Source organism: Aestuariibaculum sp. YM273 (assembly GCF_030908365.1).
Lineage (GTDB): Bacteria > Bacteroidota > Bacteroidia > Flavobacteriales > Flavobacteriaceae > Aestuariibaculum > Aestuariibaculum marinum.
Genome location: NZ_CP133090.1, coordinates 1,550,830 through 1,565,000, shown reverse-complemented (window position 1 = coordinate 1,565,000; position 14,171 = coordinate 1,550,830). Strand labels below are relative to the sequence as shown.

12 protein-coding genes and 1 rRNA gene (1 of these 13 running past the window's edge) are annotated in these 14,171 nt (G+C 36.5%); 5 read left to right on the top strand and 8 right to left on the bottom strand.

Translation table 11 applies throughout. The features are described 5' to 3' along the window. Positions 1–1,322: ribosomal RNA gene (locus tag RBH94_RS06735) — 16S ribosomal RNA — on the bottom strand; it reaches 196 nt to the left of the window's first position. Between the two features lie 879 nt (positions 1,323–2,201). Further along, complete coding sequence (gene fbp / locus RBH94_RS06730) at positions 2,202–3,206, bottom strand: class 1 fructose-bisphosphatase (protein WP_307882938.1); 1,005 nt, start codon at positions 3,204–3,206, stop codon at positions 2,202–2,204. Positions 3,207–3,327: 121 nt separating this feature from the next. Between fbp and RBH94_RS06725 the strand changes: the two genes are divergently transcribed. From RBH94_RS06725 to RBH94_RS06705, 5 genes are all read left to right on the top strand, one after another. After that, the gene (locus RBH94_RS06725) at positions 3,328–3,807 is read left to right on the top strand and encodes a GNAT family N-acetyltransferase (RefSeq protein WP_188222477.1); all 480 of its coding nucleotides are present in this window, start codon (positions 3,328–3,330) and stop codon (positions 3,805–3,807) included. Between the two features lies 1 nt (position 3,808). After that, entirely contained in the window at positions 3,809–5,059 is a 1,251-nt protein-coding gene (locus tag RBH94_RS06720) for an aspartate kinase (RefSeq protein ID WP_307882937.1), read from the top strand. Positions 5,060–5,102: 43 nt separating this feature from the next. Beyond that, a complete protein-coding gene (locus tag RBH94_RS06715) occupies positions 5,103–6,941 on the top strand; it encodes a lysophospholipid acyltransferase family protein (protein WP_307882936.1) in 1,839 nt (612 codons plus the stop codon). Between the two features lie 512 nt (positions 6,942–7,453). Beyond that, on the top strand, positions 7,454–8,020 hold the full coding sequence (locus RBH94_RS06710) for a hypothetical protein (RefSeq protein ID WP_307882935.1): 567 nt from the start codon (positions 7,454–7,456) through the stop codon (positions 8,018–8,020). Between the two features lie 26 nt (positions 8,021–8,046). Continuing rightward, a complete protein-coding gene (locus RBH94_RS06705) occupies positions 8,047–9,618 on the top strand; it encodes a T9SS type A sorting domain-containing protein (protein WP_307882934.1) in 1,572 nt (523 codons plus the stop codon). Positions 9,619–9,722: 104 nt separating this feature from the next. On the opposite strand, the gene RBH94_RS06700 is transcribed toward RBH94_RS06705, so the two are convergent. The 6 genes from RBH94_RS06700 to mgtE form a co-directional block, all read right to left on the bottom strand. After that, positions 9,723–10,067: a TM2 domain-containing protein gene (locus tag RBH94_RS06700; protein ID WP_307882933.1), complete on the bottom strand. Its 345-nt coding sequence runs from the start codon at positions 10,065–10,067 to the stop codon at positions 9,723–9,725. Between the two features lie 69 nt (positions 10,068–10,136). Further along, positions 10,137–10,901: a sulfite exporter TauE/SafE family protein gene (locus RBH94_RS06695; protein ID WP_307882932.1), complete on the bottom strand. Its 765-nt coding sequence runs from the start codon at positions 10,899–10,901 to the stop codon at positions 10,137–10,139. A 29-nt stretch (positions 10,902–10,930) separates the two neighbouring features. After that, complete coding sequence (locus RBH94_RS06690; RefSeq protein ID WP_307882931.1) at positions 10,931–11,317, bottom strand: VOC family protein; 387 nt, start codon at positions 11,315–11,317, stop codon at positions 10,931–10,933. Between the two features lie 2 nt (positions 11,318–11,319). Continuing rightward, the gene (locus RBH94_RS06685) at positions 11,320–11,778 is read right to left on the bottom strand and encodes a DUF1801 domain-containing protein (RefSeq protein ID WP_307882930.1); all 459 of its coding nucleotides are present in this window, start codon (positions 11,776–11,778) and stop codon (positions 11,320–11,322) included. Between the two features lie 24 nt (positions 11,779–11,802). Next, entirely contained in the window at positions 11,803–12,738 is a 936-nt protein-coding gene (locus RBH94_RS06680) for a 2-hydroxyacid dehydrogenase (protein ID WP_307882929.1), read from the bottom strand. Between the two features lie 58 nt (positions 12,739–12,796). Continuing rightward, positions 12,797–14,170, bottom strand: a complete 1,374-nt coding sequence (gene mgtE / locus RBH94_RS06675; RefSeq protein ID WP_307882928.1) for a magnesium transporter — start codon at positions 14,168–14,170, stop codon at positions 12,797–12,799. Between the last annotated feature and the right edge of the window lies 1 nt (position 14,171).

Below are 14,171 nucleotides of genomic sequence, written 5' to 3'. Positions count from 1 at the left end.
CCAGCTTCACGGAGTCGAGTTGCAGACTCCGATCCGAACTGTGATAGGGTTTATAGATTCGCTCCTCCTCGCGAAGTGGCTGCTCTCTGTCCCTACCATTGTAGCACGTGTGTAGCCCAGGACGTAAGGGCCGTGATGATTTGACGTCATCCCCACCTTCCTCGCAGTTTGCACTGGCAGTCTTGTTAGAGTTCCCGACATTACTCGATGGCAACTAACAACAGGGGTTGCGCTCGTTATAGGACTTAACCTGACACCTCACGGCACGAGCTGACGACAACCATGCAGCACCTTGTAAGTAGTCCGAAGAAAGATCTATCTCTAAATCATGCAACTTACATTTAAGCCCTGGTAAGGTTCCTCGCGTATCATCGAATTAAACCACATGCTCCACCGCTTGTGCGGGCCCCCGTCAATTCCTTTGAGTTTCATTCTTGCGAACGTACTCCCCAGGTGGGATACTTATCACTTTCGCTTAGCCACTCAGCCCGAAAGCCGAACAGCTAGTATCCATCGTTTACGGCGTGGACTACCAGGGTATCTAATCCTGTTCGCTCCCCACGCTTTCGTCCATCAGTGTCAATACATTATTAGTGATCTGCCTTCGCAATTGGTATTCTATGTAATATCTATGCATTTCACCGCTACACTACATATTCTAACCACTTCATAATGATTCAAGAAAACCAGTATCAAAGGCAATTCTACAGTTGAGCTGCAGGATTTCACCTCTGACTTAATCTTCCACCTACGGACCCTTTAAACCCAATGATTCCGGATAACGCTTGGATCCTCCGTATTACCGCGGCTGCTGGCACGGAGTTAGCCGATCCTTATTCTTACGGTACCGTCAAGACTCTACACGTAGAGTGGTTTCTTCCCGTATAAAAGCAGTTTACAACCCATAGGGCAGTCTTCCTGCACGCGGCATGGCTGGATCAGGCTTGCGCCCATTGTCCAATATTCCTCACTGCTGCCTCCCGTAGGAGTCTGGTCCGTGTCTCAGTACCAGTGTGGGGGATAACCCTCTCAGGCCCCCTACCTATCGTCGCCATGGGGTGCCGTTACCACTCCATCTAGCTAATAGGACGCATACTCATCTTGTACCGTAACCTTTAATGTTTAAGTCATGCAACTAGAACATACTATGAGGTATTAATCCAAATTTCTCTGGGCTATCCCTCAGTACAAGGCAGATTGTATACGCGTTACGCACCCGTGCGCCGGTCGTCAGCGGTGCAAGCACCCTGTTACCCCTCGACTTGCATGTGTTAGGCCTGCCGCTAGCGTTCATCCTGAGCCAGGATCAAACTCTTCATCGTTAAATTTTAAATATTTTAACAACTAATTAGAATCTCTAGTACTCAAAATGGTTTATTCTCTTAGTCAATAATAACCGTTTCCAATTATTATTTTACGCTGTCAATTCAATATGTTTATGAACTTATTTCTCTTTGTTCCTTAACTCGTTTCCTCGTTAAGCGGGTGCAAATATAAAACCCTTTTTTTAACCTCACAATAGTTTTGATACTTTTTTTGAGAAAAATTTTAAAGCTCTTAAACTCCGCTTTTCTCAACCATACCAACACATCTTATAAGAACTTCGCTACTCATAACGCTCGCTATTTTTGCGGCTGCAAACATACAACCTTTTTTAATTCTACAAACTGTATTTTGATATTTTTTTGAAGTTTTTTTATTTGGTTTGAAAACCAACTATTTAAACCTCGTATCACCACCTTTTTTATGAACTTACCCTAGCAGCTTCGCCGCTAACGGGCTGCAAATATACCACCCTTTTTCTCTACCAAACAAACTTTTTTAAACCTTTTTTTGAATCTTTTTTACCCCAAGCTTATTCTCAATGAGTTAACACTGATTTAAATTACAATCAAGCTTAAACATTCTTTTATAGTATCTATTCTATAATAATGTCTCTACTATATACTATATGAAATTGATTTCTGCGTTAGGGATAGGAATGACATCCTTTTTATGCTTACCTCCTACTTCTTTATCATATATATGTATTATAAATACCACTTATTACTCTTTATTACTCTATTTATATATAGAAGCATAAAAAGATATAATGGATAGCCCGACCCGAAGTACTGCGAAGGGAATGCCCTAATAAAACTATTATCCCACAAAAAAAGCGAACTTTTCAGCTCGCTTTTTCTATATTGTAAAATGTTATTCTAAGCATTCTTCATAAACTCTTCACATTTATCTACCATATTTCTACTTCCACAAATAAACGGTACACGCTCATGTAATTCGGTTGGTTGAATATCCATAATTCTTGTAAATCCGTCACTCGCTTTTCCATTGGCCTGTTCAGCCAAATATGCCATAGGATTACATTCGTATAGCAAACGCAATTTACCTTTAGGGTTTTTAGAACTTTGCGGATACATATAAATCCCTCCCTTAATCATGTTTCTATGGAAATCGGAAACTAAAGAACCAATATACCTTGACGTATAAGGTCTGTCTCCTTCATCTTTTTGGCAGTACTTAATATAATCTTTTATACCTTGAGGGAACTGAATATAATTTCCTTCATTCACCGAATAAATATTACCATCTTCAGGAAACTCCATTTTAGGGTGCGATAAATAAAATGACCCAATGGCCGGGTTAAGTGTAAAACCATTTACGCCATCTCCGGTAGTGTAAACCAACATAGTTGATGTTCCGTAAACAATATAACCTGCAGCAACCTGCTTACTTCCTTTTTGTAAAAAATCTTCAATCTTCACAGGCGTTCCTACAGGAGTCACACGACGATAAATAGAAAAGATTGTTCCAACAGACACGTTAACATCAATATTTGAAGACCCGTCTAAAGGATCAATCAATACAACATATTTATTACCATGACTTTCATCAATACTATTAATAGTAATAAAATCGTCTTCCTCTTCACTCGCAATACCACAAACAATATTACGCTTGGTAAGCGTTTGAATAAATTTATCGTTAGCGTATACATCTAACTTTTGTTGATCTTCTCCTTGAATATTTGTATCTCCAGCAGCCCCAATAATATCAACCAATCCGGCTTTATTAACTTCGTGATTTACTATTTTAGCCGCCAAACGTAATGAATTAAGAAGACTGGATAATTCACCAGAAGAATATTTAAAAGATGCTTGATTTTCGATTATAAATTCTCCTAAGGTTTGCTTTTTATGCGCCATGAAATGAAGGTTTAGTTTATACAAATATCCGTTATTTTTTAAATAACTACAACGTTTTCGAGTAAGAAAACAATTTAAATATTCCAGTTTAAACTATCTTTGAAATAATTATTAAAGTATTATGAATTTCACAATTAGAAAAGCTGAAAAAGCAGATATGACACGCGTCCTGGAACTTATAAACCAGCTCGCCGTATTTGAAAAAGAACCCGATGCTGTAGAAGTTACCCTTGAAGACCTTGAAAAAGATGGCTTTGGAAACCGTCCAGCCTTTGAGTGTTTGGTTGCCGAAGTTAACGGAAAAGTACAAGGTACTGCCATTATGTTTCACCGTTACTCCACCTGGAAAGGTCGCATTTTACACCTTGAAGATTTAGTAGTTAGCGAAGACATGCGCGGTGCTGGTATCGGAACAGCTTTACTTGACGAAGTGGTTAAATTCGGATACGACTTAGGCGTCAGACGCATCAACTGGGAAGTACTTGACTGGAATACGCCTGCTATTAATTTATATGAGAAAAAAGGAGCCAACGTATTAAGAGATTGGAATGTTGTACATTTAAGCGAACAAGGTATAAAGGATTATATAGCGAACTTATAATATGCAAGTATTTAAATTTGGTGGTGCATCGGTTAAAGATGCCGAAGGTGTAAAAAATATGGCATCGGTACTCCAAAAAACGGGGTATAAAAATACCCTAATTGTGGTATCGGCTATGGGTAAAACAACCAACGCCTTAGAACTTGTTATTAAAAACTATTTTGACAACAAGACCGAATTACAAAGCTCGCTTCAGGAGGTTATTAAATATCATAACGAAATATTACTAACACTCTTTGAAGATGATTCGCACCAGGTTTATACCAAAGTAACATCGTTTTTCGACGAACTTAAAAGCATTTTAAAAAGTAACAAATCGCCAGATTACAATTTTGTTTACGACCAGATTATTGGTTTTGGAGAACTCATTTCCACAACTATTGTTAGCGAATATTTAAACTCTATTGGCATATCCAATAATTGGATTGATGTTCGCAATCAAATAAAAACCGATAACTATTACCGGCGTGCTCACGTCAACTGGAGCATTACTCAGGAACACATTTCAAAACAATTCAACACTCAAATTTTAAATATTACGCAAGGCTTTTTAGGAAGTGATGCCAACAACTTTACAACCACATTAGGCAGAGAAGGCAGTGATTATACGGCTGCCATTTATGCCTACTGTTTAAATGCCAATAGTGTCACAATCTGGAAAGATGTGCCCGGTGTATTAAATGCTGATCCTCGATATTTTGAAAATGCGCAGTTACTAAACAAAATTAGTTATCGCGAAGCTATCGAACTAGCCTTTTACGGGGCTTCTGTAATTCACCCTAAAACCTTACAGCCACTGCAAGCTAAGGAAATTCCGTTGTACGTTAAATCGTTTTTGCATCCGGAAGCTCCAGGAACACGAATCGGTAAAAACATTACCCTCGACCCTATGATTCCCTGCTTTATTGTTAAAAAAAATCAGGTGTTGATATCGCTATCATCTCTGGATTTCTCGTATATCGTAGAGGAAAACATTAGCGAGATTTTTAATTTACTGCATTTGCACAAGATGAAGGTGGATGTTATTCAAAATTCAGCAATTAGTTTTTCGGTTTGTATCGACGATAATTACAATAATCTGGAAAAATTACTGCTTCATTTAAAAGCAAAATTTAAGGTAACGTGCCATGAAAACGTTTCGCTTTACACGATTAGACATTATAATCAATCGGCAATAAATCAAATTGAAACAGGTAAAACGGTATTATTAAAACAATTAACTCAAGAAACTGTACAAATTGTTGGCTATTAAATCTCACTAAGAAGTAACTAAACAATTTAGTACATTTACACTCATGACTAAACAGCAAAATACAGGGCTGGTAACTGCCAAAGAAGTCGCTAAAGTAATTCATGTAGCGAAATACGGTTTTATAGGCACCTTTTTAGGGTGGCTACTTATGAAAGTTTTAAAAATTTCAACCCTTAATAAAATATACAACAGAAATAAGCATCTGGAAGAACTCCCCTTTTTGGATGCTATTTTAGACGATTTTAAAATAAAATTCGAAATTCCTGAAGAGGATTTAAAACGCTTACCAAAAGATGGTGCTTATATTACGGTGTCTAATCATCCGCTTGGTGGTATTGATGGTATTTTACTTTTAAAATTAATGCTCGAACAACGCAAAGATTTTAAAATTATCGCCAACTTTTTACTGCATAGAATTGAGCCGTTAGTACCCTTTATTATGCCGGTAAATCCTTTTGAAAACCGAAAAGACGCTAAGTCAAGCATTGCAGGCTTTAAAAATGCCATTCTACATTTAAGAGAAGGGCATCCGCTTGGTATTTTCCCCGCTGGTGAAGTTTCAACCTATCGCGATGGTAAACTGGTTGTAGACCGCCCTTGGGAAGAAGCCGCCATGAAACTGGTTAAAAAAGCCGAAGTTCCGGTCGTACCAATTTATTTCCACGCCAAGAACAGCAAACTGTTTTACAAACTTTCAAAAATTAGCGACACTTTAAGAACGGCTAAACTACCTTCGGAATTATTAACCCAAAAACGTCGTACAATTAAAGTGCGTATTGGTAGACCTATATCGGTTGCCGATCAAAAAGAATATACCTCTCTTGACGATTTCTCAGAATTTTTAAGACGAAAAACCTATATCCTATCTAATGCATTCGAACATAAATCGAAAATATTAGATAATTTATCATCAACCTTAAAAACGGCAAAACTTCCTAAAAACATTGTAACACCTGTAGATAAAACGTTAATGACTGCAGAGGTTGATACACTACGAGAAAATGACGGCCGACTGTTACAAAGTAAAAATTACGAGGTGTTTTTGGCCGAGCCTATTAAAATACCAAACATACTAAGGGAGATTGGTCGACTACGCGAAATTACCTTTAGAGAAGTTGGAGAAGGTACAAACGAATCTATCGATCTGGATAATTTCGACACCTATTACCATCATATGTTCTTGTGGGATAATGATGCTAAAGTAATAGTAGGCGCTTACCGTATGGGATTGGGGGCTCAAATCTTTGAAAAATACGGTATCAACGGATTCTATTTACAGGACCTATTCAGATTCGAGCCGGAATTATATAAAATGATGAGCCAGTCTATAGAAATGGGGCGCGCCTTCATCGTTAAAGAATACCAGCAAAAGCCCATGCCTTTGTTCCTATTATGGAAAGGTATCGTACATATTACACTGCGTTATCCGGAACACAAATACCTGATTGGTGGTGTAAGTATTAGTAATCAGTTTTCAAATTTCTCGAAATCGTTGATGATTGAGTTTATGAAATCGCATTACTACGATCCGTATATCGCGCAATATGTACGTCCGAAAAAAGAATTTAAAGTGAAGCTTAAAGACGCCGATAAAGACTTTGTCTTTGATGAAACCGAAGCCGATTTAAATAAATTCGATAAAATTATTGATGAAGTAGAACCAGGGGCCTTACGCTTACCTGTACTCCTTAAAAAATACATTAAACAAAATGCGCGTCTGGTCGCCTTTAATGTCGACCCGTTGTTTAACAACTCGGTAGATGGCTTGATGTACATTAAAATAGCCGATTTGCCGGAAAGCACGGTTAAACCAGTTATGGAAGAATTTCAAGCGGAACTGGAACGCAAGTTTATGAATGGTAATAACGAAGAAGATGTCTAAAAATCAAGCTTGTTGTCTTATTTAGCTTGTCGAAATATTTTTAACGTACAGATAATCATTATCAGTTTCGACAGGCTCAACTTGACAAACCAAATTATAACGCCTTTTTTAGACACCTTCTTTTTATTTAGATTACCCTATTACGGGAAAACCACAACAACTTGAATGTTAAAATTAACATTTATGTAATTTTTTACAAAACACGTTGTTTTTTCTGTTTTTTTTTTACATTTAAACCGTTCATTACTTTTTGGTCTAGTCTATACATAAAGGTGACGAACAATTTAGGAGTACTCTAAGCCAGCGCTGGTTTTTTAAAATGCTCTAAAAACATTTTTATAAATGGCTTAGACTACCATTTTATGCAATAGACTACCATAGACTAATTTTTATAGACTGCACAAACAACAATCGATTAGGATAATGTTTTGCAGCAAAAAAAGCTATTTATCCATTTGAGGGTTAAAGCCATAATACGTCTTGCAAACTATTACCTAATAATTATTAACAACATGAAAACATTAACATTATTTTTCTTTTTTGTATTTACCTGTTCTTTAACTAGCAACGCACAAATTACCAAAGGCCATTGGATGGTTGGGGGGGATGCAAATTTTAATTTTAGTAAAACTAAAAACACAAGTAGTAACGGTTTTGTAGCAACTAATAAAGTTGCTAACTTTCGTATTACGCCTGACATTGGGTATTTATTATACGATAAATTTACTATTGGTTTAAGCCCCTTTCTAGCTTTTTCGAATCCAGAAGGAGCAAATAATAATTCGACAAGCTATGGAATTGGACCTTTTGTACGTTATTACTTTTTAAAAACAGATAATATAATAAATCTATTTGCTCATACCGGATATTTTTATGCTCATACCAAAAATCCTTCTGATAATGGAAACAGTTCATCGTTTGAATTAAAAGCAGGGCCAGTTATTTACTTTAATAGCAGTGTAGGCTTAGAATTGACTTTAGGCTATAAGAAAGATAATTTAAACACTAGTTCAGGAAGTAAAGGGGAGTTTAATACATTAAGCTTTAATATTGGTTTCCAAATACATTTAGAAAAATAATTTTAATGGTTGAAAACCTTAAAATTATGAATTTAAAAATTACCATTACTTTAATGTTACTTTTAATAGTAAATAAAGTGTCAGGACAAATAACATTAACGTTAGATGAAATATATTTGAACAATCAGACTTCAATTGAAAATTGTAACACGGTTGATTTTGGACTAACAACTAATAATTATTTAGTTTTTTATTATACATTACAAAAGCCCATTAATCAAGCAGTATCTGATGGAACAATTAAAGTTATTTTGAAATATGATTCGTCTAGTAGCAGTGAAAAAAACTCCTCAGTTATAGGTTCTGCACTTTGGAATACTACAGATATGTATAGCAATAGTATTACTGCAAATATTCAGGCTAGTCAAATTCAAGCCTCTGGAAGTTCCATTTTGTTGGAATTTTCAGAAGGAGGCTATACATATAAAAGCTGTGAGTATCCATTAATTAAAATACCAACACCAGAATTTAATTTACAACCTACATCGGTAAGTTTTGGGTGTGGTTCTATAAGTTCAAGGGCCTTTACAGCTGTTAATGTATACAATTCGCCCGGTGCAGTAAGTTATAACTGGAATGTGGGTACAGGTTGGAAACAAAACGGGACACCTGTAAATGGTACATTTACCACCACAACCAATAGTATTACTTTAGAGCCTGTTTCGGGTTCTGTTTTACCTTCAAACGTAACCATGACAGCTACTTTAAATGGTGTCGTTTACCCTCCTAAAACAACAACTATTAGTCGTTCGGCTATGTCGCAAACTATTACAGCCATTTCCGGTCCATCTACAATATGTAGTGGAAATACCAATTATAATTTTGGAACAGAAAATGTATTACCGGGCCAAACTGTAACATGGAGTTTATCAAACAGCAGCGTTGCCTCTTTAAGTAACACTTCTAATACGGGTGTTACTCTTAATTTAATTGGTAGTGGCGAAGTTACATTAACAGCTACAATTTCAAATGATTGTGGACAATCGTACAGCAAAACAAAAAAAATATTTGGTGGTTCTCCCCCATTCTTTAATGTGGCAAGAGGTACGGCGCAAAGTGAAACTTGCGATACTAAGTACCATTACGTACCTTTTACCATAGCCAACAAAAGCCCTTTATTAACCTATAGTATTAATGTGTACGGAAATAACAGTGGTTCTTTTGCCTACTTCACTAATGATGGCTTTGTACTTGAGTTTACAGACACATATAATGATTGGGCAACATTTACCGTTACAGCCAGTAATAGCTGTGGATCTAGAACTGTACTGCATGAAGTGTATATAGACGATTGCAGCTCTTTGCCTTACGGAAGCAGTTCTTCTAACAAATCTATGGACAAAAACACTATATTATCCATTTACCCCAATCCCTCAAGTAGCACCATAAATCTAAACTTAAACGAAACTTTAATCAATTTAGAAAGGGATGAACAAATAAAAGCATCTATATATAATACGCAAGGTATAGAAAAGCAAAAAATTAATATTAAAAACAACTATACACCTGTAAACATTAGCAAACTACCAAAAGGGCTTTACATTTTAATCGTAGACCTTGGTTATAAAACCGAAAGTCACATGATATCAATAGAATAATTTTCAAACCTAACTAGAACGCAAGTTTATGAATGGTAATAACGAAGAAGAGAGCAACGAATAATTGCTCTCTTCTTTTTAATATCTCTCTTTGGCTTAATTAATTAAAACCAAGGTTTCTTTCCAACCTGATAGGTATTGTAAAAATCATCATCCGATTTTGTTAAGTAAATAATCCCTTCTATAAAAGGGATAATACTGGCAATACCACACGTCACCACACTAGCAATTAATTGAATAATGCCTTCTTTGGTATAACCCAAAACAAACTTATGAATTCCCAAATACCCCAACAGTATTGCTAAAATACCAGCCAACACCTTTTTGTTGTCACTTTCAAAAGTTTCTTGTGCGCCTTCGGTAAATTCTTTAGCAGTTTCCTTAGCTTCTTCAGCAAACTCCTTTGCTTTATCTTTAAAATCGTCGTTTAAATTTTTATCTTCTGACATAGGTAAAACGTTATAAATTGATTAGTCTCTCTAAAATTAATAAAATTCTATTCAACTGAAACAAATATATTACCTGAATAACATTACAACTCCACCAATAGCCGTTACTATAAGTATAAAACGCCTGTAGTTCAAATTCGAAATTCGTTTAACCATAAACGCCCCCAGAAAAAAACCAATAATTACAAAAGGAACCAAGACAGAGTTTAGTGCCAGCGATTGGAGACTAACCGTATGCCAGACAAAAAAATGAAAAGGTAATTTAAAAAGATTAATAATGAAAAATAACCAAGCGGCAGTGCCTATAAATTCATTCTTTGGTAATCGGGTAGCCAGAAAATAAATATTAGCAATTGGTCCTGCCAGATTACCAACCATGGTAGAAAAGCCTGCTAAAAATCCTGTTGAAATTGCAAACCCTACATTATTTGGGACATCGTTAAGCGGTTTTCTTTCGGTATAAAACATGATAATTACCGAACCTATAATGATAATGGCCATAATACGTTTAAACAATTCTTCGGAAATGTCGTTACCTACCCAAACACCTACCAATACTCCAACAACCATGGCGGGCATGAGTTTCCAGATATAATTCCATTTAGCATGTTTGTTATAATAAACCACCGCAAAAATGTCGGCAACAATAAGCATAGGAAGTAAAATACCGGTGGATGCTTTTTCGCCAAAGACAAAGGCCAGAACCAAAATAATAATAATGCCAATGCCTTTAATACCGGATTTTGAAAGTCCTAAAACAAAAGCCGCAAAAGCAATAGCCACCCATTGATACAAACTTAATTGATATGCATAAAGACTCTCTAAATACCCCAATAGAAATAATTTTAAAATTTAAGATGAAGTTACAAAAAAGCTTTGTCTACGGGTTCCCAAAGTTCTATTTTATTCCCTTCATTATCTAAAATCCAACCAAACTTTCCATATTCATACTCCTCCATTTCACCAACTACAGTAACCCCTTCCTGCTTTAAGGTTGCTAACAATAGGGGGAGATTTTCCACTCGATAATTAAACATGAAGTCTTTTTTAGAAGGCTGGTAATATTTTGTATCCTCTGGAAACGGACTCCATTGTGTAGAACAATCCTTCCCATCTGCATCCTTCCACCAAAACGTACAACCGTAATCATCGGTATTGAAGCCTAAATGCTTTTTATACCAGTCTTTCGACGCTTTGGGGTCTTTCGATTTAAAAAACAAACCGCCAATACCTGTAACCCGTTTCTTCATAATTATTTCTTTTTAATATTAGTTTCGTAAATGGTAATCCATTGCTCAGGGGTAAGTTTCCTGCATAATTCTGCAATGAGTTGATAAGGGATCTCTTCTACTTTCTTAAAACGAATACAACTTTTACCCATGTCCAGTTTACGCTTACTGTACTTTGGGTATTCAGTAACAAACCAATCGTAAATCTCGGGAACTGCATAAATACCCATATGGTAAAGGTTGACAGAATTTTTCTGGGATGCAAAACTCATAAACGGCAAAGGCTCACTTGGGTTACAATGATATCCGTCGGGATATAAACTATGAGGCACAAAATAGCCAATCATTCCATATTGAATGCCTTCCTGAAACCCTTCCGGAAGATTTTCTTTAATAACTTCACGAAGTTTAGTCAACACCTCCTGACGTTCTTCAGGAACTTGTGTAATATAATCTTCAGGTGTTTCGGCTTGATATTGCATAGCGTTAGCTTTAGTTTCCTAAAGTTAACAAAATTTAGCTTTTATTTTATCGACAATAGTTTGTGCTAATTTTTCTTTGCTCTCTACCGTCCAGCCTGCAACATGAGGTGTGAGTAACACATGTTCCGAATCGATTAGATACTGAAACGCTTCTGGTAATTCTGAAGAAAATAATGTTTCGAACGATGCTTTTTCGTATTCTAACACATCAAGACCTGCACCAAGAATTTTACCCGACTTTAAAGCATCAACCAAATCTTGAGTTACCACACTTTTACCTCGTGCCGTATTTATAAACCAAAACGATTTTTTAAATCCGTTAATAAAACTGGTGTTAATCATACCTAGTGTTAACGGGGTTTGCGGCGTATGCAAACTCACTACTTCCACTTTTTCTTGAAACTCTTCTAAACTTACTTGTTTGGCATTCGCATCACCAACACCCTCTTTAATATCGTAACACAATACCTCAACATCAAAGCCTCTTAACTTTTTTGCAAAGGCTTTTCCCATATTACCATAACCAATAATACCTACCGTTCTGCCATCGAGTTCAATGCCACGATTGGCTTCACGAAGCCATTGTCCATGTCGCACTTCTTTGTCTGCTTTATTCAATTTATTAAATAGCGACAACAACATCCCTAAGGCATGCTCACCAACTGCATTTCTGTTTCCTTCAGGAGCTGCAATTAGCGCAATTCCTTTTTGTTCGGCGTACTCACAATCTATATTTTCTAAACCGGCACCAACACGACCTATAAATTTAAGGTTAGTGGCTGCATCAAGAAAGGGTTTATCGATGGTAAATCGGCTACGAAGAATAATTCCATCATAATCTGAAATTTTTGCCTCGACAGCTTCTTTTGATGATGTATAATCTTCATGATTAGTAAATCCTAAATCGTTTAACTGATTTAGCATGAGCTCGTGATTGGTGTCTAAATGAAGAATTTTCATGGTAAAAAATTAGACTGCAAATTTACGAAGTTTCGGGTTAGAGGATATAACAATACCTTTAAAACCCTAAAATAAGTTTTGCTATTAAAAAATAGATAAAAATCCCAAACACATCGTTGCTGGTGGTAATAAAAGGCCCTGTAGCCACCGCAGCATCGATGCCACGTTTATCAAGGAAAATCGGAATAAAAGTACCTATAAGGGCAGCCATAATTATGACAGAAATAAGCGCAACACAAATGGTTAACGACTCGTAATAACTTGTTTTAAAAGCAAAATGGCTTATTAGTAATACAATGGCAGCAATAGCCAATCCGTTAACCAATCCTAATGCGAACTCTTTAAGTAAACGACTAAAAATTTTACCATCGATCGTATCGTTTGCCAAACCTTGTACCACAATTGCTGAAGATTGTACGCCAACATTACCTGCAGTTGCCTGAATTAATGGAATAAACATTAATAATGCTGGAAATTTTTCCATAGCATCACTAAACCCGTTAATAATACTGGCAGCACCAATACCTCCGAACATACCAATAAGTAACCATGGTAAGCGAGCTTTGGTTAACTTCCAGATGCTATCATCGGCTTCAACATCTTGAGAAATACCGGCAGCTAACTGATAGTCACGTTCAGCCTCTTCTTTCATCACATCGACAATATCATCGATGGTAATTCTGCCTAACAATTTCATATCGTCGTCTACAACAGGAATAGCCTCTAAATCATATTTTTGCATGACTCTTGCCACATCTTCGGCATGATCTTTTACATCAACATAATCGACACTGGAAATATAAATATCTGAAATCTTTTGCTCGTTCTTAGCAACAACTAAATCTTTTAAAGATAGGCGACCAACTAACTTTTCCTGTTTATCGACCACATAAACCGAATGTACACGGGTAACTTCTTTGGCTTGCCCACGAATACGACGTAAACAACCGGCCACCGTCCAGGTATCGTAAACCTTAACCAACTCTTTAGCCATCAATCCACCAGCAGAATCTTCGTCGTATTTAAGTAACTCGGTAATTTCAGCTTTGTGCTCTTCATCCTCAATTTGAGAGATAACCTCTTGGCGGCGTTCCTGTGGTAACTCAGCAATAATATCGGCAGCATCATCTGTATCTAATTCACCAATCTCTTCGGCAATTTCTTTGGTCGATAAATTTCTCAGGACTTTTTCTCGATTGTCCTCATCGAGCTCCATTAAAATATCGGCCGTCGTTTCAGAATCCAGAAGTTTAATCACATACATGGCCTCTTCAAGATCCAGCTCATCAAGAATCTCGGCAATATCGGCGTAATGAAAATCGTCTAACAGGTTTTTAAGATCTTTATCACGGTTTAAGCGGATAAGACTTTCTACCTGATTAACTAAATCGTCTGTTAACTCAAATTGTATGTTTTCTGTTTCTTCTGCCAAA